This is a genomic window from Paraburkholderia sp. RL18-085-BIA-A (genome assembly GCF_046027075.1).
In the GTDB taxonomy this organism is placed as follows: domain Bacteria; phylum Pseudomonadota; class Gammaproteobacteria; order Burkholderiales; family Burkholderiaceae; genus Paraburkholderia.
Genome location: NZ_JARESU010000105.1, coordinates 1 through 19780, shown reverse-complemented (window position 1 = coordinate 19780; position 19780 = coordinate 1). Strand labels below are relative to the sequence as shown.

Here is a 19780-nt window from a genome sequence, read left to right as displayed (position 1 = left end):
CCAACGTCATCACGCTTTGACCTCTTCTCCGGTCGCCTTTTGCGGGATCTTCAGCGCCCCTAGCGCGCTGACCGGCTTCAGCAGATTCAACACCTCGATCAGCCGTTTATGGATGTCGGGATCGTGGTGCGCCGCCTGGGTGATCGCGATGTGATGCCCGATCGTTTTTTCCAGATCGGCTGGACGGTTGCCCCGCGCATCGGGATAGGCCAGGTCGGGCAGCGCCGCCAGCGACCACGGATTCTCGATGATCGCTTCGATAGCGGACAGAAACTCGCTGCTCAGTGCGGCAAGCGGATCGGCATCGCCAGCGTGCGCCGCGAGCAGTTTTCGCAGCACGACTGCTTCCTGTGCCGCGGCGCTCATGCCCTGTCCGTAGACCGGATTGAAGCGGCAAACCGAATCGGCGATCGGAATCAGTCCGCGCGGAAAATCGCCGGTGTTGTTGAAGTGACGTCGACAGCTTTCAGGGAACGCAAACTGTTCGATGTGGCCATGTAGCGTTGCGTCTTTGATCGAGTCATACACGCTGGAAGTCGGCAGGCTTGCGGCGTAGGCGGTGAATGCATCGCCGTCGGCGGGCGGCGTGTCCGCGCCCCGTCCTCCGAGCGCCGCGAACCATTTGCCGTCTTCACGCAGCAGCATAAGGCCCATACGGCTTTCTTCCGGCGCCCTGGGCATGGTGATCACGACCTTCCTCGCGGGAGTCGCCTCGGGCGGAATCGTACAGACCGCAGTCGAGTAACCGAAGTCCACGCCGATGACCGTCTCCTCCGGCATCGGACGGCCAGTGGATTTAAGGAAGTCCAGCGTAGGCTTTCCGCGGCCGGATGCATCGACCACGAGATCGGCGGGCAACACTTGCAGCTTGCCGTCGCGGGTCTTGTACGCCACCGAGGCGACCGCATTGCCGTCAGGCGTGGCGCCGATGGCGACGACACGGCACTCATCGCGGAAGACGACGTTCGCGCGCTCCTGCACACGACGGCGCACGGCAAGCTCGAGCAACGGGCGTGTCATCGTAAAGGTGGCGACACCGAGGCTGCGCACCGGCAATGGCTCCTGCCCCGGATACTCATGACATACCTCGACGCCGGAGTCGAGCGAGTTGGCGCCGGCCTGCACGAGTGTGGAGGAAAAGTCCGGAAACAGATCGCACAGCGCCTTGAAGCCGCCGGCAAGCAAGCCGTGCGGATGCTTGCCCTGCGGTACGCCGGGCCGCGGTGTCGCGTCAGCGGGAAGGACATCCCGTTCCAGCACGACGACTTCCCTGAAGTAGTCGGCCAGAACCTGTGCGGCGGGCAGTCCGCCCATTCCTGCGCCAATGACAACTGCTCGTTCTCCTGAATAACGATTCGACATCGTAGCTCCTGCAACGGTAATCGGAAATAAGGGACCACTTCGGCGGAACGCTGCATCACGGAAATTCTTGCGAGCAGGTAGTCCGCAATCGGCGGACATGACATAAAAACAGCCGTGGAGGTGCGCTTATTCCGAATGCCACCAAGGTTTCGATGGCGCTGACCGCACCCGGTCGCCGTCGCACTATCGCGGATAGCCGTCTCTTTCGAGCGCGCGCATGCGCAGTTCGAGATCAGTCAGGTCTCGCGCGCCCGCAAGGTACTCATCTCTGCGACGTCGTTCAGCCCGCTCGAACGAGAGGCCAACCTGCTCGAGAAGGAAGGCAAAATACATGATAAACAGCATGACGATCTCCTTGAAATTGTGTTTGAGTTGACGCCGCGCGGCGGCAGCGTCGATGAAATCGGAATCGCGTGGCGCATGGATGTGCGGCGAAGCGCAAACGTTATGGGCGACCATGTCTGGTCATGAAATTGACGTGCCCGCCACGACACGACGCCCTGACTCGATGCGGATGTGCGTCCGGCTTCGCCGCGGCCCAGCACAAGTCCACGACAGGTGCGTTCCTGACCGATGCCTTGCGGCGAGTCGAATCTATTTTTCCCCCTCGGCGCTCGTCAGGAGGTCGAAGTTGTGAGACGCCGCCACTGCCGTACCCGCGTTGAAGCCGTATCAGCCCACCCACAGCATCGACGCACCAATCATCGTCAGCACGAGGTTGTGCGACGCGATCACGTCCTTGCCTTAGCCCGTACGATTGCCGAGCACGAGACAGCAGACCAGCTCCGCAATACCGAGTTGATGTGCACCGCCGTGCGGCTCGCGAAGTCTAGGATGCCCGCGCTAGCCAGCCAGCCCGTCGGTTCCCACACCATATGGGCGATCGGCGAGTAGACGATGATCGACCGCAGCGCCATGAACATCAGCATTGCGGGGAACTTCATACGGTCAGAAAACGCACCCGTAAACACCGCCGGTGTGACGATCGCGAAAATCATCTGATACGCGCAGTAGACCGATTCCCGAATGGTCGGCGCGAGATGGCTGACAGTGAGCGTCTTCACCTTGCCGCCCTTGATGTAATCCATGCCGTGGAGCATCGCGCGCGAGAAGCCGCCCGGGAACGAGTCTCCCGGCGTGAAGACGAGGCTGTAGCAGCCCACGGTCCAGATCACCGTCACGATGTTGGTGATCACGAAGCTCTGCATCACCGTCGCAAGCACGTTCTTCTTGCGAACCATGCCCGCGTAGATGAGCACGAAACCCGGAATCGTCATGAACAGCACGAGAGCCGTCGAACACAGACAATGCTTTGCGAACATGAGTATCGCCATTTCTCTCTTCAGCCTTCAGTAAGGAGTTCAGCGTTTCTGATGCGGACACCACGGATCACATCCGAAACCAAAATGGAAATGCCGCATGGCTCGGCCTTGTTGCATGCTGCCGAAATTGCCCTTACGACTTCATCGACGATTCGCCGCACTGACGACCGTCTCGGGCCCGATCTCCAGCTCGTTCTCAAAGATGCATAGTCGCGAACGATCAAACTCCGCGCCCGTTTCATCGGGTGCCCGGCGCGTCGCTGCGGAAATCGTCATTCCCTTGATACCGACCGCTAAAAGCGTGTCGCGAAGATCGTCCGGGCGCGTGCTCAGGGATGGTGGTGGTAACGAGTTTCATGATGTCGCACCTCGAAGCCGCATTCGGCCTATTGCCGTGTTCCTGTCACCACGTCGCTGCGCGACCCATTCGCGTTGCTCACTGGCGTCACTCATAAAAACATTCGGTCCCGCGAGTTATTCCACAGCGAAGCTGACAACCGAATTTTGGAGAATGGCCGGGACGCATATTGCGGTTTGTTGTCATGCAGTCGTGAGTACGCCGTTGTATGCCACCGAATCGACCGAAAAAAACACATCGGAACCCTTAGGGCCATGCTGACGAAGCCGCCGCTTTCGCCGACGGCTTGCAGCTAAATTCACCGGCGAAAGGACTGCGATTAGAAGGGCCAGCAGCCCTTACCACCACTTCCCGCGTCATCATTACCGCGATGTCCGTTACTGAGTTCGTCACCATGCTCGTGATCGCGATGATCCCGGTCGAAGTCGAACAGATCGAACAGATCGCCGATCGCCGGCGCGTACGGGTTGTCGCCCCGTTGGACCGGGTTCGGCAGGTTGTCACGGCTGCGCCCGGTGATCGGCGGGAGGTCCCAGTTGCGCTCAATGAATTTCACCAATGACGCGTGATCCGCGTAGCCGTGGGAAATGCGCCCGCCGGTGGAATACTTCGACACTGCGATCATTGGAATACGCGAGCCATCGCCAAAGAAGTCGACGGGCTGGATGTAGCCTGAATCGTAGTAGCCGCCGCCCTCGTCCGTAGTGGTAAAGATCGCCGTGCTGGCCATAGCTTCGGATCGCTCTTCACCGCATCGACCAGCTTCCTGACGAATGCTTCATACAGGCCAAACTTCGACGATGTCGGATGCCCGTCGAGCAGGCCGCCCGGCTTCACGAAAGACACCGCGAGCAGATTGCCGGAACTGATATCAGCATATAGGTGCGGCAGGTCGGCAAGGTGCGTCTCACGAACCTGCTGGTTCGTCATGGTCGACGTCTCATGCAGAAACAGATTGCAGATGTTGCAATAAACGCTCTATGACGGATCGCTGATGAAGCTGCGCCAGCCTTCGCCGTAGTACTTCCAGGGGATATTGCGATCAAGCCGCGTGTCGCCGATCGTGCGCACCGGTGAGGGCGTGATCGTGAACGGCGACGTCGTCCTGTCGAGCACCGTGCCGTCGCCGTTGTATCCCGGGCTGTAATTGTTGAGCAGGTAGTAGTGTTTCGGCGCGCGATGCGAAGGCGATTAGGCACTAATGTGTGTCCGAGACGGGAGATTGATTGCGCAACGGGGCATGGCGATTGATTGGCCGCTGAGCGGATGCGCCGTTTGAGCGTCCGTTAGTCGACCGAATGGGCCGGTCGAGTGCATGGCTCTGGTGGCTGCACATCGACCGACCGTCGAGTGGCATCGCCACTTAAGTGGCTCCTGTCGGAGTGCCAATGGACCGTCGCAATTTTGCTTCGAGCGGCTGAGTCTGGCCGGTTAGTGCTTCACGTAATTCGCATACGCGGCCCGAACTTCGCAAACCCGCAATCGGCAGCCACCCTGAGCGGCCGGTCACGTGTGACTAACTGATCCTGTCTGCTTCCCGGTGCTCTTCGGACGTCCACGCTATACAGGCTTCAGCGCGTGCCCGCAGATAAGGAAAACTTGTTCCGCACACTCTCCGCGTAGCGCACCGTCAATGACTGGGACGTTTTCCAGAAAGCCAAAGTGCGACATTAACAGCATATCGATGGGCATCCGGCAGCGCTTGCTGCTCCAGCGCCATCCCGTTCCCAGGAGCTTCACTCACAAAGCTGGGACAACCCAGTTGCACGTTCCAGTTGTAGTCGGCAAAGTGATGAAAGGAACTGTGGGCAACCGCAGGGCCTCCTTGCATCGAGGGTTCGAACGCAACTGCAAGATTGAATTTCTTTCCTGTGATTTTGCTTTTGCCTCGTGCAATCACGCGGGCCGATTCTCCGTCAGGAGCGTCAACAGCACCCTCGTGTGGATGGGCCGGCAGGAACCGGATTTCGCCCGTAGCCGATGCGGCGTTCATCAAGATCGGATGTGTCGGTGCGACGAATTCAATCTCCTGGAAGTCTCCATTTGCGCCCGAGTGAAAATTTGGCCAGGAAATATGGGGCGAGAATGTGTCGTCGCATTCCCGTCCGGATCCATCCGGATCCAGATTGCGCGTATGGAAATAATGCGCCTTGCCCACTCCCCCTAAGCTGCACAGAGAACTGCCCACATCCATGTGATCCCGGGTGACCGATGTGCATCGCGTGTGGCTGCAGCAGCTCATAGCGCGACGAGGATATAACTGCGCCGCGGTTGCGCTGGCCAACCACAACACGCGCGTTATCAGGCATTACTGAGCAGTGACGCAAGCTACGTTGCGCGAGGTATCGCCGCATAGCCGACTAACTCCAGATTGACAGGCACTACCACTCCCACTGGTTTGCGAAGCTTCTGCAAAGCGATGACGAAACTGGTTGAACCGGCACCCTGAGACCTGTTTACGGCGACGGCTGTCGTCGAGACGAACCGAGGTTCTGTTAAGGACGGGGTGTGCGGATCTCATCAAGACTGCGGAAGTGCTTCGGCAATCGCCTACGGGCAAGCCGGATACATGTGTGCAGACCGTTTTGACATAGCGAACAGGAAGCTTGCAAAAGGCGTTGGATCCATACATGCAGTAAGGCGGTCCATCATGAAGTGCGAAACGACACGACCGACTGAAAGCTCAATGACGACGTTGAATCTGGCGGTGGCCTGAGTGCTCAAACGCCTGCACTACCCGCTCGACGTGATTCTCACTTGCGTACGCTGGTACGTGGCCTATCCGCTGAGCCTGCGGAACCTGGAAGAAATGATGGCGGAACGAGGCATCCCGGTCGATCATTCAACCGTGCATCGCTGGGCCCTCAAGCTGTTAGCGGTCCTTGCGGCCCTTGCCCTGTTCGATGCGCAGGGTCATACGCTGGCTATCAACGTCGCTGACCTTCAGCGCTACCACTTCGCCGGCGCGTAGTCCGGCGCCATAGGCGACCGACACGCGGTCTGGTGCTTCAGGTTGCCCGTTCCGGCGATGAGCCGTCGTACCTCATCGGGGCTGAGGACGCCGGGCGGTGTGCGGGGCACGCGCACGGGCTGCATCCGGGCCATCCATTCGGGATCGTGGAGCGTGACTTCGAAGAAGGTCTTCAGTCCGGTGATCGCGGCGTTCAGCGAGACCGGTGAGGTGCCGTGATCGACCAGATGCAACTGGTAGCTTCGCAAATCCTCGATGGCGGCGGTATCGGGCGAGCGCCCGAGAAACCGGGCAAACTCGCGCACGATGCGCAGATAGGTGGCTTGCGTCCTGGGAGAAAGCTGGCGCATGCGCATGTCGTCGATCATGCGCTGACGCAGCGGGCTGACGCTCGGTTGAGAGGTCATGATTCGGCTCCTGCTGGAGAACGAGGCGGATTGCCTCATTCGCCAACATATGGAATCGCACAGCCGACCCCTCACTGTCGGCAACGACCGCTTTCCAATTCCGAACGGAGATCCGTCCGCATCACGTCTGCCGTACGGGCGCTCGCAGCCGGCGGGTCGCTAGCGGCCATCATGCACTCGCTCAGAGGCACCAACTTAATCTCGATCAGATCACCAGCACGCGTTTAGCGATGCGCGTGGCCACTGTGACTCTGTCGTGAGGCGCCGCTATTTGAACTTGACGAGATCCTTGAAGATCAGTTGACCCCAGGTATTCCCCCTGCCTTGGACAAGCGAGCCGCCATCCTTGAGCGGTCCTAGCGCAATCGGCGCGAAACCGAGTTGTTCGGCCAAAGCAGCAACCGGTGCCACCGCATTTTCGTCATCGCTCGACAAAAACACGACGCGGCTGCCGCCATTCACGTTCGGATCAGCGGCCAGAACGGCAGCGGGCAGATGGTTAAAGCCCTTTACGAACCTGGCGCCGGTAAACGCCCTGGCGACAACTGCGGACGACGGCTGACCATCCAGGTCTTCAACTGGAGCATTTGTATTTGTCGCGTCGATGATCGTCTTGCCGTGCCAGGTTGTGATCTGCTTCGCGACTTCGCGATGTTCCCAAAACGGAACCGCCAGGAAGATCGTGTCGGACGCGATTGCATCCTGCAGCGCCCTGGGGACAACGGTGGGGCCGATCGCTTGTGCCTGCTGCATCAACATCTCGGGAGGGCGCCGGCTGGCGACGGTCACATCGATGTTCTTTCTTGCAAACGCTCGGGCGAGTGCCTGACCTACCGCGCCAAAGCCAATAATCGAATAACTCATGCGAACTCTCCATTCAGTATTGGTAAGGAGTCCATATTTATCGACACAACTCGGACCATCTTCGTCAAGTTGACAGCCCTTCACACGCTTTTCGGCGCGATTTCAGATGGCCGAGAAGCCGCCGTCGACAGACAACTCCACCCCATTCACGAAGCTCGAATCGTCTGAAGCAAGAAACAGCGCGACCGTCGCAATTTCCTCAGGACGACCCATCTTTCCCCGCGGGATCAGGGATTCGAACATCCGCTTCGCCTCCTCGTCGAGAAGCTGGTCCTGCATCGGTGTGGCGATCGGCCCCGGGCTCAGCACGTTCACCCGGATATTCCTGCCCTTCAGTTCGTTAAGCCAAGTGCGTGCGAATGAGCGCAACGCCGCCTTGCTAGCCGAATACACGCCATAACCAGGAAAACCTTTCACCGAAGCAACTGACCCGGTCATGAATATCGATCCGCCATCGTTGAACAGCGGCAACGCCTTCTGAACCGCAAACAGCGTTCCGCGCGTATTCAGACCGAAGGTCGCATCGAAGTGCTGCTCGGTAATCTCGCCCAGAGGGACGGCTTCGCCCGTGCCTGCGCTCGCGAACAGGATGTCGATCTTGCCCTTTTCCCGCTTGACTGTATCGAACAGGCGGTCGAGGTCGTCTAGATTGGCCGCGTCGCCGCGCACGCCGGTCACGTTCCGGCCAATCAGCTTGACGGCCTCGTCGAGCGCCTCCTGCCTCCGGCCCGTGATGAAAACATAGGCGCCTTCTTCAACGAACCGCTTGGCGCTCGCCAGCGCCATGCCGCTCGATCCACCCGTGATGACAGCAACCTTACCCTCAAGCTTTCCCATGACATCTCCTTTCGTGGTGTCGGACAGCGTCTCTGTTCCCATTTGCACAAATGCGCTGTATCTTATGGATCACTGATCCAGATCCTGATTCAAACATACGGATCACTGATCCACTTGTCAAGGAAATCCATGCGGGCCGACGCCAGAAAAAATTACAGCCATCTCCTTGCAGTCGCGCGTGACGTCGTCACCGAACATGGTGCCGATGCGTCCATGCGAGATATCGCCCGCCGGGCCGACGTCGGGTTGGCCACGCTGTTTCGCCATTTCCCGACGCGAGAAGCCTTGTTCGAGGCGTTGCTGCGTACGAATCTGGACGCACTGACGCAGAAGGCAGGCGAACTCGAAACGTCGAATCCACCTGACGAAGCGCTCGTGTCCTGGTTTCGCAAAGGGGTGGCATTCGTTCACAGCTATAACGGCGTTGTTGCCTTGATGGCGAGCGCCCACGCGGACCCGGACTCCGCGCTTCACGCTTCATGCACAGCGGTGCATGAAGCGGGCGCGCGACTACTGCTCCGTGCCCAGCTCGAGGGAACGGCGCGCGCCGATATGGATGGGGTCGACCTGTTCGCCCTGATGTCGGCACTCGGCTGGCTCGTCGACCAACCCTCATTCGCGCCACGGGCCGATCATCTCTTTCACGTTATCGCGAGCGCCATCCTGACGAATCGGTCGAGCAACGATGTCAAGAAGGCAACGTGTTGAATCAGATCTGCGACCGGATGCAACGGATTCAAATAAACAGCTTTCGCAGCCGAGCGGGTTGGGCGCGAAGATACTGGTTCGGCACTCCGACTTGAGCGCCGAAGTGAGCGGCAGCGTGCCAGGGCCAACGAGGGTCAAAGAGCATGGCCCGCGCGAGCGCGACCATATCGGCGTCTCCCGTGCTGAGAATGGATTCGGCTTGCTCGAATTCAGTGATCATGCCGACGGCAATGACGGGGAGCGTCGTCGCCTGCTTCACCGCCCTGGCAAAGGGAACCTGATAGCTGGGGCCGATTGGAATTTGCTGAGCGGCACTCGTACCGTCCTCGTGCTCGTGGTTGTGCCACACGAACTGCCCGCGCACTTTCGCGACCTTCACGTACTGATCGTTGACCTACGCGACGACTTTGGCGACCAATAGTTGGACATGTCGACGAACGCGGCCTCAAGGTCGAACGATTCGGCAAACGGGTGGGAAGACATACTTATCTCCAGATCGGAATGAGGGATGCGGCGAGCAGCGCGCCCATCGCGAGATTGAGAATGCGCCAGTGGCGTGGCGTTCGTAAGAGCCGCGCGAGCAACACGCCGAGCGCGCACCACAGAGCGAGCGACGCGCACGCAGCCACGCCAAACGCTGTACTGAGCAGCATCGCCAGGCGATTCGCATTGCTCGCGAGCAGCGCGAACGACGCCGCCGCGCCGACCGTCATCGCCCAGCTTTTCGGGTTGAGCCAGAGCAGCAGGAAACCGTTGACGAGCGTAACCGGGCGCGCGGGGCCGTTGCCCGCGTTTGGCGGCCCACTGCGTGCGATGCGCCACGCGAACCACAGCAGATATGCAGAGCCGAGCGCCTTCACCGCCATTTGCAGCGACGGCAGCGCGAGCAGCAGACCGCTAAGCCCGAGCGCGGCGACCGCGGAGAGCAAGGCGAGGCCCATTGCGATGCCGAGTATCAACGGAATCGAGCGTACGAAGCCGAAGCGTGCGCCCGAGGCGGTGGCGAGCGTGGTCGCGCCACCGGGCGTCACGGTAGCGACGGCGACGAATAGCAGAAGCGGCAGGATCGAGGTCATCGGCGCAAATTTGGATGAGTGAGATTTGCACTGTATGCATCGGCAACGCATCGCGAAAGGAAATAATATTGATGTGATCCATTACGTGGCGTAATGCATAGATGAGCCGAAACCTCGACCTCGATCTGATCCGCACCTTCGTCGCCGTCGCCGATAGCGGGAGCATGACGGTCGCTGCGAATCTGCTGCACATGACGCAAGGCGCCGTGAGCCAGCAGGTTAAGCGCCTCGAAGACGTGCTGGATAGCCGTCTATTCGTGCGCAGGCCGCGCAAGCTGGAGCTTTCGCGCCAGGGCGAGCAGTTTCTCGTGAAGGCGCGCCAGCTGCTGCGGCTGAACGACGAAATTTGGACCGACATGACCGGCCAGCCACTGCGTGGCAGCCTGCGCGTTGGCGTGCCGTACGACCTCGTGACACCGCTCGCGCCTGCGATGAAGGCGTTCGCCGAGGCGCATCCGCACGTGGAGATTTCGCTGGTGTGTGCGGCGTCGCCTGAGTTGAGCGAAGCGGTGAACAGCGGTCGTGTGGACGTGTCGCTGGTCGAATACGTGGCAAGCGAAGCCGAAGGCGAAGTGGTCCGCATCGAGCCGCTGGTGTGGGTTATGGGGCGCGGCAGCGATGCTGTGCAGAAGCGGCCGCTGCCGCTGTCGATGGTGGACGAACGCTGTGCGTTCCGTTCTGTGGTGCTCGGCGCGCTCGCGGACGAGGGCATCCCGTGGCGCACGGTGTTCGAGAGCCGCAACATAGAGGCGACGGCCGCAACGGTGCGCGCGGGTCTCGCGATCACGGTCTGGCTCGTCTCTACGATGCCGGCCGATCTGTTGACCCTCGCGCCTCACACGGCTGGCTTGCCCGCGCTGCCGCCATTCGCGATCTGCCTGCGATTGCCTGCGACGGTTCATCCGGCGGCGCAGGAATTCGCGCGCTACGTACGCAAATCGATGTCGAACTACGCAGGCACTACACGCACGCGGCAAGCGAAAATTGCGTGACGTATTGCGTTTGAAGTGCCATCCGGAATCGCGAGAATCAAGCGCGTGCAAGCTGCCACCGCAGAACAGGTTGAACTCGGGTACCAGGAAGAGCAATGCCACACCATCCAACTACGAGCGCAATCGACGCCAGCGCGTCCGGCTGTCCGCTGTAGAACGCACAATGGTCATCGAGACTGCTTTCTCGAACGACTCTTCCTGGCCGATTGTTCGCGTTCAGGCAAGTTGGCCGCAAGCCGCCAGTCGAAAAATTCTTCCTGTTCAAAGGGCAGCTTTGTGATGCCGCATCTCAGTGGGTGCAATCGGCCATGAACAGACCTTGGTGGGTGCGCGAGTGCGGCCATTCGAATGTCGAATTCGTACGCACAAGAGACGTCCGCATTTCGACGCACGAGCAATAGTGGCTGAAGCTATCGACTGCCGGTGACCTGGCAGGCTGTTGAAATACACCTCACCGATGCGCGGCACGCTTTTCCAAAGAACCGCCGCGTAGGTTTGGTTCGTGTCGAATTGATGCCATCGCCTCGGTGAAGCCATCCGCTCCGCGCATCGTTTCGGTCTCAGTGCTTTCCGTTCCTCTGTTTCAACGTTTACCGCCCCCGCTCCGATGACGGCGGCGGGAGCTATTTCAACAGTCTGCCAGATCAGAAAATGGGTAGTTTCCCAGGAAAGCTGGATGACATTGTCAACGATATCACGCTGCAGACTGGCCCGATGACCGGATGGCAATACGCCGGTGGTGGACAGCCAGCGCTGCCTCGCCGCCGCTCGTGGCGTGAAAGAGTCCAAGCTGCTCGAACTCCTCTTCCTGCAGCGGCGTGATGGCGATATCCGTGTAGGCGTAACGGTCCGGTGCCTTCATGACTTCCCTGAGGATAGCCTCTGTCCTGAGGTAGAAGCGCAGATATTTTGTCGCCTTGACAGCGGTCTCACTCCAGTAGCGCGGATAGAAGCGAAGCGGCGATTCGACCGGTAGCCCCCAACGGCGGTCACGGCGGTGTTTCATTCGCAGGGCTCCCCCTTCGAGCGGATGCACACCCTCGTGTTCGATCATCAGACTGAACCAGGCGATTGTGCGCATGATCGTCTTCGGTCGGCCGTTCGGGATCTGCGCTGCCCGCTTGACGATCGTGCGGATGTGCTCGTACGAGTAGAACGCGCTCCAGGCGCACCGATACGCTTCTTCCCATTCAGCGTCCGACATTTTCGAGTGGTGCGTGACCCGGTGGTTGGTGTCGTATTTGTTGATGTCCGGGTCCATCCATTCACCGTTCCTTACCATCGTCTGATGATCCTCGGAGCCCGGAAGCGGGGTGAGCATGAAGAATTCGAGAATGTCGATTGGCAATTCACGCTTGATGATCTCGATGTCGCGCAGGATCGATTCTTTCGTGTCTGCCGGGAATCCGATGATATAGCCAGCGTAGGTAATCGCGCCGTGGGCGCGCCACATCTGCAGCATGGCGCGGTATTCGGTGATCTTGTTCTGCCGCTTCTTGGCCGCGATCAGATTCTCGGGATTGATATTCTCAAGCCCGATGAACACGCGACGCACACCCGCGCGCGTTGCCTTCTCGATGAAGTTTGGAATCTTGTGACAGAGCGTGTCGACCTGGATCGTGAAGCCGCAGTGAATGCCTTCCTTTTCCCGAAGTTCGATGACGCGGTCGAGAAGGATTTCCCAGTCGTGGTTGCGGGCGAAATTATCATCCGTGACGAAGAACCGGTCGATGCCCTGCGTTGCGTTCTCGCGGATGATCTTTTCGAGATCGTCGGGGGTGCGAAAGCGACTCTTGTGCCCCTGCACGTTGATGATGGTACAAAACGAGCACTGATACGGGCAACCACGACCGAGGTCAACCGAGGTATAGGTACCTGCCGTGCGTTCGATATGCTTGCGCGGCAAGAAGGGCCGGGGAGCACCTTCGAGCGAGGGTAACGTGTCCATGAAATTATACAAGGGCTTCATTGCACCATTCCACGCGTCGAGAAGGACCTCATCAAGACGCCGTTCCTCGGCCTCCCCAGCGAAGAGCGCCACACCCATTGCTTGCGCTTCCTTAAGCTCAGCGGGCATCTCAGGCAGCATGGAGATGCAGCCAGAAACGTGGAAGCCACCGATCGCAACCGGCAAGCCTGCGGCACGGAACTGGCGGGCGAGGTCGAGTGCGCGCGGGTACTGGTTCGACTGGACACCGACCAGACCAATCATCGATCTCCCGCCCTTTGCCTTCAGGTCACGAATGATGCGCTCTGGCCACACACGCTGGTTGGTTTCGTCGCATGTTTCGATCTCAAAATGGACGCCAGGGCCCAGCAGGTTTCGCTTTCGCGCGTCATCAGCGAGCGCATACATACAGGCGAGTGTATTGGAAGGCATGATCGAGCGGAGCCACTGGATCGGATAGCCGTCGTCGTCGTAATGGGTCGGCTTGATGAGGACGAGAGAGAATCGGAAACCGTCAGAAATCGAGTAAATCGTGTCCATGGTCTGCTCTGTAGCCCTGTCTGGAAGTCACAAAACCGCGAAGGTCGTCCGTCTTCCGAAAATTGGAGATGGATCGTGAACTGGCAAGCAGTACAACAACCCGCATCCTACCCGCCTGGCCCCCTGCTGTGTTTACAATTCCGCAGGCGCCAGGTTTCGAGGATTGGGATCCTGTTGGGGCCAACAAGAACTATGACACGGCGGGCTTCGTGGCGAGCTGCCGCGCCAATCGTGTGAAGCCGCATGTGGCGCAAAACGACGGCCGCGGAGGTGGCTCGGCGATTGACGGTCGCAAGACACGCTGGGCCGGCTACGCCATCAACCAGCGCAAGCGCAAATGCATCGAGCATGTCTTCGGCTGGAGCAAGACGGTCGACCGGATTCGTCAGGCGATGTATCGTGGCCGCGAGCGGGTCGAGCAGTTGTTCCTCCTGACGCAGGCGGCCTACAACCTCACGCGCATGCGTACGCTTGCGGGCAAAGCGGCGTAGATGCGCAAATCGGCGAGGAGACGGCATTGGTTCCACCTGAATCAAGGACGCTCGGCATCAATCCGACACGAACCAAACCTACGCGGCGGTTCTTTGGAAAAGCGTGCCGCGCATCGGTGAGGTGTATTTCAACAGCCTGCCAGGACCGTATCCGCATGAAAGATGCGTTACTCGTTCGCAATCAAACCCTTTGCTCTCGTAGTGGGCAATGACTGCGTTTTCCGCTGCTTGCTCGACACGTTTTCGTTGTTCTGGCGTACCGAATCCCTTCAATGGGTCAGCTGCGTCAAGTTCAGGATCAGCAGACTCCTCTTCGTTGGGATTGGCAACGGCGAAAGGACGCAGCGTTTGCATGCGATCCTCGAGCAGCTTGAGAACTCTGCGCCTCGTATCATCGACTTTGGCGTCCGGACCCGCGAGATACTTATATTTTGCTTGGCAGACGGAATCGTCCGAAAAAGCCCCCTGCTAATCGGACCACGCGAACGGCCGTTGTACCTTTTAAAATTGCCGTTGAGGGAACACCAGGTCGACCGGTAGCAACGGGTCGCGTGCAGCCGATCGCCTGCTCACGAGGTTCGAGTTGCATATGCCCATCGCATAAGACAGTACCCGGCCACAAACCGCCGTTCACATGCGTCGTCGGTTGGACGTTCAGGCGGCAGATCCGCCTCCGAAACCTGCCGGATGCCCGATGGAATCTGTACAGAAATCACAGGGATACCGTCACGGTTTGCGTACTCACGCGCACTTTTGCGAATTGATAATCTTTTTGCTTCGCCGGAAGTGCACGTGAAAGTGTCAGCGCAGTGGCAGCCCCGGCCGATCGCGCGCAGGTGCCGCCGGACTTTATCTGCGTCTGCTCGCGAGCACGATGTATGGCACTACGACCCTGGTGATGCGCTACCTGCCAGTGATCGCAGATTCGCACCGTGGCCTGGTGTGGTCGATCGGGACGACGACTGGCGTCACCGTATTGACCGCGGCTTGCGGGTTGAGGCCGGCGTGCCCGAAGTCACAGTCCTGCTCGCATGGATGTCAATACTCAAGCTGAGGTGCCGGCACATGCTGGCACCTTGCGTCGGAGTCGGTGCCTCGTCGCTATGCTTTCGCGACTTTCCTGCCAGCGCGCCTCTGCACGGCAGACAGGTGAGCGCCGTTGTCGACCGAAGAGGACGCGGATTCGATCAAAAAGTCGCGAAACGCTGTCGCCACGTGCGGCAGGCGCCTGTCCGACACGTGGACGACATGCCATGCACGCTCTATCGGTGTAGCTGGCACCGGCAACAGCGCCAGAAGACCCGCCTGGAATTCCAGCGCGCAAGCATACAACGACAGGAACGCGACCCCGAGCCCAGCTTCGACAAGTTGCTTGATCGCCTCGTTGCTGGAAAGCTCAGACGCTGCATGCAGCTTCAATCCCTCTGCCTTGAAAAGGGCCTCGACAGCAACCCGGGTCCCTGAACCCCGCTCCCTGACGAGCAGATTGGCCGATTCAAGATCGACCAGTTGCACCGTCCTTGCGCTCATCAGCGGATGCGACGGCGACGCAACGAACGCCATCGGATGCTTGGCGAATGCCGTTGCGTGCGTGCGCAATTCGCGTGGCTGACGGCCCATGATTGCAAGATCAATTTCATTTGTTGCCAGCATGCGCACGATCTCGTCGCGATTGCCGATGCGGAACTGCAATTTCACGCCGGGCCGGGCCTTCGTGAACTGTACGAGCAGTGGCGGCACGAGATATTCCGCCGTGGTAATGGCCCCAATTCGCAAAGTTCCGCCCAGTTCTCCACGCAGCGCTGCGACCTCCTCGCCAGCTTCGTTCCACAGACTGAGGATTTCGTTTGCATAGCGCACCATGATCTCGCCAGCGGCGGTGAGTTTCACTTCGCGCCCGGCCCTGCGCAGCAGCGGCGTGCCCGCAGCCTGCCCCAACTGCGAAATCTGCAGCGACACCGCCGGCTGCGTGAGATGGAGTTCCACCGCCGCGCCGGAGACGCTTCCCACGCGCGCCACAGTCTGCAGCGTTTTCAGCTGACGAAAGGTGGTAGTTTTTAACATTAGTAAAACCTTATGTTTTGAACATAAATACTCAATAGCGCGAATAATGTGAGGACCTTATATTCGTATCCAGCGCGTCGTCAAGGACAACCTTTCTGCATCCCACGGCGCATGGACAGCACACATTCGCATAACAGGGAGACTCGCAATGGCAATCGATGCAATCGTTGCAAACATGGATCACGTCTGGTCAGCGTTCGACGACAGGCACGATTCCGAAGACAGGAGCAAACAGGGTGACGCGCTCAAACGCCTGCTTCAGCGCATCCAGGACGACGGATATCCGCTGCTGCTGATGAGCGATCTGAACGCAGAGACTCTGAACAGCGCTATTAACGCCGCGCTGGGACAGGACGGCATCACCTGGTTTTCCGCGATCCTTTCGTCGCAATCGCGCACGGATCGCCTGGCAGTTGCGGTTCACACGCTCGAGACGTCACCCCATCGCGTCATGGCGCTCGGCAGCAGCGAGCACGACCTGGAGGAGGCGCGGGCATTCGGCATCGCGCATTGCGTTCATCTGAAGGAAGCGCTGCGTCACGCATCCCCGTAGACTTTGGTACCACTTGCAGGCGTTCAAGGGAGAAGAAACATGGCCAACCATCGCAATAGGCAGACCGCCGAAACGCCTCATCGCATCGTCATCGTTGGCGGAGGCGCGGCCGGACTCGAGCTTGCCACACGGCTCGGCAATGGCGTGGGCAGAGAACGCCGCGCCGATGTAATACTCGTCGACCGGAATCCGGCTCACTTCTGGAAGCCCTTGTTGCATGAAGTTGCGGCGGGCCAGATCGACGCATCGAGTCATCAGATTGAATATGCGGCTCATGCAAAGTGGAATCACTATCGCTTCGAGCGCGGCGGACTGCAAGGAATCGATCGCGAGCGGCGCCAGATCGTTGTGGATGAAACTTACGACGCGGATGGCAAGATCCTGCTGCACCGCCGATCGATTCCCTACGATTCCTTGGTGCTGGCGCTTGGCAGCGTCACGAACTTTTTTTCGGTCCAAGGTGCTCAGGAGTACGCACTGACACTTGAGACGGTAGAACAGGCCGAGTCCTTCCGTAGACGGCTCCTGTCGTGCCTCCTGCGTGCCGGCCATGCACAGCAGTCGTTTCCGCAACCCGTCAAGGCGCCGGTGTGCGTCACGGTGATTGGTGCCGGTGCGACCGGCGTCGAGCTGGCAGCTTCGCTGCGCAGCCTGGCGGAGATGCTGCGCGACTATCACCTGCCCTCGCTCGATCCGGCACGGGACATTCGCATCCGTTTGCTGGAAGGCGCAAAGCGCGTGTTGCCTGCATTGCCGGAGCAGATTTCGTCGCGTGCTCGCGATGTACTGACGAGCTTGGGCGTCGAGGTGCTGACCGAAACGCGGGTCCGTTCCGTCCATGCGGAATCGGTTATCGTTGGCGACGATCACGCGTTGAGCAGCGACATCACGATATGGGCCGCTGGCGTCGAAGGACCACCGGTTTTGAAAACGCTGGGGGAACTGACGTTGAATCGCCTCGGACAGGTGGCCGTCGATCGCATGCTGCAGGTCGATCCGGCATCCGGAATCTACGCGATGGGCGATTGTGCCGCGTGCTCCGCACGTGGAGACGACGCCCTCGTGCCGCCACGGGCTCAGGCCGCCTGGCAGCAGGCGGTGTATTTGAACGACGCCATCACGAGGCGCCTGAAGCACCGTCCCGTTCCGCTCTTTTCGTATCGGGATCAGGGTACGCTCATTTCATTCGGACACGCGGGTGCTGCGGGCGCGCTGATGAGTGAACTGTTGCGCCGTCCATTGTTCATCGGCGGATGGTTCGCTGCGTCGTGCTACAAGCATCTTTATCGCCGCCATATCATAGGGCTCACGGGTATCAGGCGCATGATGATGCATTCGGCAAGCCAATGGCTGCGCGAACGGGTGCGGCCGACGGTAAAACTGAACTGAACCGTGAAGAAGCGAAGAAGCCGGCCGCCGATTCAGGCCACGGGCAATCGATTTGCCCGACGAGTGGCTTGGCCTTGCCAAAGCAACAACGCTGCACTCGCCAGCGTAAGCGCCGCACAGCCCAGGGCCATGAGCCAGAACGAGTTCCAAAGCAGCGGGGCCAGCACGCCGGCTACCAGGGCCATGCCTGTGTATTGCAAAAGCATCTGGCAGGACGCGGCTAAACCCGCGTTCTCAGGAAACGGTTGCAGCGCATGGCCAATGAGCAGCGGCAGAGACAGGGCCACCATAAACGCATAAGCACCCAACGGCACCAGGTGAATCAGCCCCGGTGCCACCAACAGGGCCAATGCCACATTAAGAAGATTGACACCCAGAAAGCCCAGGTAGGCCAGGCGCACCGTGCGCTGCGTGCCCCATCGCTGAAGCAGGGGTGGCAGACATACCAGGCCCGCAATCAGCCCCAGCACCATTGGCACATATACCACGTAGATCTCGGTCGCAGGGCGCCCCAAAAGATGGATTACGTACTTTGGAGCGGCGGCGACATATAGGAACATCGCCATCCAGTTGCAGACATGGGCCACGGTCAGGCGCATAAACCAGGCCGAGCCCAGCACAATGCGGTAGGTGTGCCACAGAGTGCCCACTCGCATAGGCTGACGGCGGATAGGCGGCAGGGTTTCCGGCAACAGCCGGCTGTAGACGATCAACATCAGCACCGCCACCACGGAAAGGAAGGCAAACACGGCGCGCCACCCCCATACGAACGTCAGCCATCCGCCTAGCATGGGTACTAAGGTGAGCCCCAGGCACTGGACAATGCTGGTACGCGCAATCATTTTTTGTGCGTCGGCGCCTGAATACATGTCGCGAATGATGGCACGGCACAGAATCGTTCCGATGCCGGCTGCCAGGCCTTGCGCGGTTCGCAACACCCAGAGTTCCTCAATGCGCGTCACTTTTAAACACAGTAAGGAAGACAGCAGCAGCACCACCAACACGAACCGCAGAGGCCTTCGCCTCCCGTAGGCATCCGAAATGACGCCATGCCACAGGCACATAAAGGCATTCGCTACAAAAAAGAGCGACACCGTTTGCTGCACGGAGGTAGCCGATATGTGCAAATCCAGCTGAATCGCCGTGAGGGTAGGCAGCAGGATGTCAGACCACAGGGATACCAGAATGCCCAGAACCCCCAACAAAGGCAGTGCTTGCGCGGGGCTCAGTGGAGGCCTTCTGTCGGATATGGATTGCATAAGTGATGGGGGAATGAGCGTGACGACGTCTTCAGATGCGCATAAGGCGCAGCCAGACATCGCTCATTGGACGCCGGGCCGATGGCGGCCGCCAAGGCTGTAACTCAGCCAATCAGGTTCGCGCGAAGACGGCCGCATTCCCTCGCCGCCTCCAATGCACACGTGACCAGCGCATACCGACGCTGGACGCGATGCAACTCATGCACTGCCTTGACGGTAATTTGCGCGCCCGTGGCCCCCGATCGGATGACTCATTGAGGTGCCGGAGCCATCGGGCGTGGCGAGGGCCATGGCGCGCCGGGTCAGGCAATGCGTTGGCGTTCCGCTGGCTGCATCAGGAAGTCGCCGAAGTGCTCTCGCAACTGATTTTTCAGAATCTTCCCTGTTGCACCCAGCGGGATCTCGTCGACGAAGACCACATCGTCCGGCGTCCACCACTTCGCAATCTTCCCTTCGTAGAAGCCAAGCAACTGCTCGCGCGAAAGCTCGGTTCCTGTTTTCCTGACCACTACGAGCAGCGGCCGCTCATCCCACTTCGGATGGCGGGCAGCGATGCACGCTGCCATGAATACCGCAGGGTGAGCCATGGCGATATTCTCCAGGTCGACGGAGCCAATCCACTCGCCCCCAGACTTGATG

Annotated in this window: 18 protein-coding genes and 6 pseudogenes; 6 read left to right on the top strand and 18 right to left on the bottom strand. The window is 59.7% G+C overall.

Going from position 1 to position 19780, the window contains the following annotated elements; all coding sequences use genetic code 11:
* Positions 1 to 9: 9 nt before the first annotated feature.
* The 6 genes and pseudogenes from P0D89_RS39090 to P0D89_RS39065 form a co-directional block, all read right to left on the bottom strand.
* Positions 10 to 1362 carry an FAD-dependent oxidoreductase gene (locus tag P0D89_RS39090; RefSeq protein ID WP_408366820.1) on the bottom strand — a complete coding sequence of 451 codons (1353 nt, stop codon included), beginning with the start codon at positions 1360 to 1362 and terminating at the stop codon, positions 10 to 12.
* 183 nt (positions 1363 to 1545) lie between these two features.
* Positions 1546 to 1821 (bottom strand): DUF3563 family protein, encoded by a 276-nt coding sequence (locus P0D89_RS39085; RefSeq protein ID WP_408378213.1) that lies wholly within the window; start codon positions 1819 to 1821, stop codon positions 1546 to 1548.
* A gap of 153 nt (positions 1822 to 1974) precedes the next feature.
* A pseudogene (locus tag P0D89_RS39080) lies at positions 1975 to 2666 on the bottom strand (ammonium transporter); the annotation flags it as partial.
* A 695-nt stretch (positions 2667 to 3361) separates the two neighbouring features.
* Positions 3362 to 3772: an alkaline phosphatase family protein gene (locus tag P0D89_RS39075; protein ID WP_408366816.1), complete on the bottom strand. Its 411-nt coding sequence runs from the start codon at positions 3770 to 3772 to the stop codon at positions 3362 to 3364.
* A 248-nt stretch (positions 3773 to 4020) separates the two neighbouring features.
* A complete protein-coding gene (locus tag P0D89_RS39070) occupies positions 4021 to 4158 on the bottom strand; it encodes a hypothetical protein (protein ID WP_408366814.1) in 138 nt (45 codons plus the stop codon).
* A 514-nt stretch (positions 4159 to 4672) separates the two neighbouring features.
* Positions 4673 to 5200 carry a hypothetical protein gene (locus P0D89_RS39065; RefSeq protein ID WP_408366812.1) on the bottom strand — a complete coding sequence of 176 codons (528 nt, stop codon included), beginning with the start codon at positions 5198 to 5200 and terminating at the stop codon, positions 4673 to 4675.
* Positions 5201 to 5758: 558 nt separating this feature from the next.
* On the opposite strand from P0D89_RS39065, the pseudogene P0D89_RS39060 reads away from it, so the two are divergent.
* Positions 5759 to 5926: pseudogene (locus P0D89_RS39060) on the top strand (IS6 family transposase); the annotation flags it as partial.
* Here P0D89_RS39060 and P0D89_RS39055 read toward each other — a convergent pair.
* The 3 genes and pseudogenes from P0D89_RS39055 to P0D89_RS39045 all read right to left on the bottom strand — a co-directional run.
* Positions 5918 to 6420 (bottom strand): annotated as a pseudogene (locus P0D89_RS39055) (tyrosine-type recombinase/integrase); the annotation flags it as partial. The pseudogenes P0D89_RS39060 and P0D89_RS39055 sit on opposite strands and share 9 nt — an antisense overlap.
* A gap of 267 nt (positions 6421 to 6687) precedes the next feature.
* On the bottom strand, positions 6688 to 7284 hold the full coding sequence (locus P0D89_RS39050) for an NADPH-dependent F420 reductase (RefSeq protein WP_408366810.1): 597 nt from the start codon (positions 7282 to 7284) through the stop codon (positions 6688 to 6690).
* A 102-nt stretch (positions 7285 to 7386) separates the two neighbouring features.
* Positions 7387 to 8121: an SDR family NAD(P)-dependent oxidoreductase gene (locus P0D89_RS39045; protein ID WP_408366808.1), complete on the bottom strand. Its 735-nt coding sequence runs from the start codon at positions 8119 to 8121 to the stop codon at positions 7387 to 7389.
* A 129-nt stretch (positions 8122 to 8250) separates the two neighbouring features.
* Here P0D89_RS39045 and P0D89_RS39040 point away from each other — a divergent pair, with 129 nt between their 5' ends.
* Positions 8251 to 8829 (top strand): TetR/AcrR family transcriptional regulator, encoded by a 579-nt coding sequence (locus P0D89_RS39040; protein WP_408366806.1) that lies wholly within the window; start codon positions 8251 to 8253, stop codon positions 8827 to 8829.
* Between the two features lie 28 nt (positions 8830 to 8857).
* Here the strand turns inward: P0D89_RS39040 and P0D89_RS39035 are convergent, their stop codons facing one another.
* The 3 genes and pseudogenes from P0D89_RS39035 to P0D89_RS39025 all read right to left on the bottom strand — a co-directional run bounded on the left by P0D89_RS39035 (position 8858) and on the right by P0D89_RS39025 (position 9905).
* Positions 8858 to 9178: an oxidoreductase gene (locus P0D89_RS39035; protein ID WP_408366840.1), complete on the bottom strand. Its 321-nt coding sequence runs from the start codon at positions 9176 to 9178 to the stop codon at positions 8858 to 8860.
* Positions 9152 to 9312 (bottom strand): annotated as a pseudogene (locus P0D89_RS39030) (cupin domain-containing protein); the annotation flags it as partial. The pseudogene P0D89_RS39030 and the gene P0D89_RS39035, both read right to left, overlap by 27 nt.
* Positions 9313 to 9314: 2 nt before the next feature.
* Positions 9315 to 9905 (bottom strand): LysE family translocator, encoded by a 591-nt coding sequence (locus P0D89_RS39025; protein WP_408366802.1) that lies wholly within the window; start codon positions 9903 to 9905, stop codon positions 9315 to 9317.
* Positions 9906 to 10006: 101 nt separating this feature from the next.
* Here P0D89_RS39025 and P0D89_RS39020 point away from each other — a divergent pair, with 101 nt between their 5' ends.
* Positions 10007 to 10897 carry a LysR substrate-binding domain-containing protein gene (locus P0D89_RS39020; protein ID WP_408366800.1) on the top strand — a complete coding sequence of 297 codons (891 nt, stop codon included), beginning with the start codon at positions 10007 to 10009 and terminating at the stop codon, positions 10895 to 10897.
* Between the two features lie 694 nt (positions 10898 to 11591).
* On the opposite strand, the gene P0D89_RS39015 is transcribed toward P0D89_RS39020, so the two are convergent.
* Complete coding sequence (locus P0D89_RS39015; protein ID WP_408366798.1) at positions 11592 to 13385, bottom strand: B12-binding domain-containing radical SAM protein; 1794 nt, start codon at positions 13383 to 13385, stop codon at positions 11592 to 11594.
* 173 nt (positions 13386 to 13558) lie between these two features.
* Here P0D89_RS39015 and P0D89_RS39010 point away from each other — a divergent pair.
* Positions 13559 to 13876, top strand: a pseudogene (locus P0D89_RS39010) (transposase); the annotation flags it as partial.
* A gap of 78 nt (positions 13877 to 13954) precedes the next feature.
* Here the strand turns inward: P0D89_RS39010 and P0D89_RS39005 are convergent.
* On the bottom strand, positions 13955 to 14230 hold the full coding sequence (locus tag P0D89_RS39005; protein WP_408366796.1) for a hypothetical protein: 276 nt from the start codon (positions 14228 to 14230) through the stop codon (positions 13955 to 13957).
* A 747-nt stretch (positions 14231 to 14977) separates the two neighbouring features.
* The gene (locus P0D89_RS39000) at positions 14978 to 15940 is read right to left on the bottom strand and encodes a LysR family transcriptional regulator (protein ID WP_408366794.1); all 963 of its coding nucleotides are present in this window, start codon (positions 15938 to 15940) and stop codon (positions 14978 to 14980) included.
* A gap of 148 nt (positions 15941 to 16088) precedes the next feature.
* Between P0D89_RS39000 and P0D89_RS38995 the strand changes: the two genes are divergently transcribed.
* A complete protein-coding gene (locus P0D89_RS38995) occupies positions 16089 to 16493 on the top strand; it encodes an HAD family hydrolase (RefSeq protein ID WP_408366792.1) in 405 nt (134 codons plus the stop codon).
* Between the two features lie 39 nt (positions 16494 to 16532).
* Positions 16533 to 17882 carry an NAD(P)/FAD-dependent oxidoreductase gene (locus P0D89_RS38990; protein ID WP_408366790.1) on the top strand — a complete coding sequence of 450 codons (1350 nt, stop codon included), beginning with the start codon at positions 16533 to 16535 and terminating at the stop codon, positions 17880 to 17882.
* Positions 17883 to 17914: 32 nt separating this feature from the next.
* Here the strand turns inward: P0D89_RS38990 and P0D89_RS38985 are convergent, their stop codons facing one another.
* The 3 genes and pseudogenes from P0D89_RS38985 to P0D89_RS38975 form a co-directional block, all read right to left on the bottom strand.
* The gene (locus P0D89_RS38985) at positions 17915 to 19087 is read right to left on the bottom strand and encodes an MFS transporter (RefSeq protein WP_408366788.1); all 1173 of its coding nucleotides are present in this window, start codon (positions 19085 to 19087) and stop codon (positions 17915 to 17917) included.
* Positions 19088 to 19204: 117 nt separating this feature from the next.
* Positions 19205 to 19417: pseudogene (locus P0D89_RS38980) on the bottom strand (hypothetical protein); the annotation flags it as partial.
* A gap of 26 nt (positions 19418 to 19443) precedes the next feature.
* Positions 19444 to 19780, bottom strand: a 337-nt coding sequence (locus P0D89_RS38975; protein ID WP_408366786.1) for an AMP-binding enzyme, incomplete at its 5' end; no start/stop codon positions are given.

What these genes read in the sequence shown, in the direction of transcription:
- P0D89_RS39090 (WP_408366820.1), bottom strand. Translation starts at nt 1,362, where the DNA reads ATGTCGAATCGTTATTCAGGAGAACGAGCAGTTGTCATTGGCGCAGGA.
- P0D89_RS39085 (WP_408378213.1), bottom strand. Translation starts at nt 1,821, where the DNA reads ATGGTCGCCCATAACGTTTGCGCTTCGCCGCACATCCATGCGCCACGC.
- P0D89_RS39075 (WP_408366816.1), bottom strand. Translation starts at nt 3,772, where the DNA reads ATGGCCAGCACGGCGATCTTTACCACTACGGACGAGGGCGGCGGCTAC.
- P0D89_RS39050 (WP_408366810.1), bottom strand. Translation starts at nt 7,284, where the DNA reads ATGAGTTATTCGATTATTGGCTTTGGCGCGGTAGGTCAGGCACTCGCC.
- P0D89_RS39045 (WP_408366808.1), bottom strand. Translation starts at nt 8,121, where the DNA reads ATGGGAAAGCTTGAGGGTAAGGTTGCTGTCATCACGGGTGGATCGAGC.
- P0D89_RS39040 (WP_408366806.1), top strand. Translation starts at nt 8,251, where the DNA reads ATGCGGGCCGACGCCAGAAAAAATTACAGCCATCTCCTTGCAGTCGCG.
- P0D89_RS39025 (WP_408366802.1), bottom strand. Translation starts at nt 9,905, where the DNA reads ATGACCTCGATCCTGCCGCTTCTGCTATTCGTCGCCGTCGCTACCGTG.
- P0D89_RS39020 (WP_408366800.1), top strand. Translation starts at nt 10,007, where the DNA reads ATGAGCCGAAACCTCGACCTCGATCTGATCCGCACCTTCGTCGCCGTC.
- P0D89_RS39015 (WP_408366798.1), bottom strand. Translation starts at nt 13,385, where the DNA reads ATGGACACGATTTACTCGATTTCTGACGGTTTCCGATTCTCTCTCGTC.
- P0D89_RS39005 (WP_408366796.1), bottom strand. Translation starts at nt 14,230, where the DNA reads ATGCAAACGCTGCGTCCTTTCGCCGTTGCCAATCCCAACGAAGAGGAG.
- P0D89_RS39000 (WP_408366794.1), bottom strand. Translation starts at nt 15,940, where the DNA reads ATGTTAAAAACTACCACCTTTCGTCAGCTGAAAACGCTGCAGACTGTG.
- P0D89_RS38995 (WP_408366792.1), top strand. Translation starts at nt 16,089, where the DNA reads ATGGCAATCGATGCAATCGTTGCAAACATGGATCACGTCTGGTCAGCG.
- P0D89_RS38990 (WP_408366790.1), top strand. Translation starts at nt 16,533, where the DNA reads ATGGCCAACCATCGCAATAGGCAGACCGCCGAAACGCCTCATCGCATC.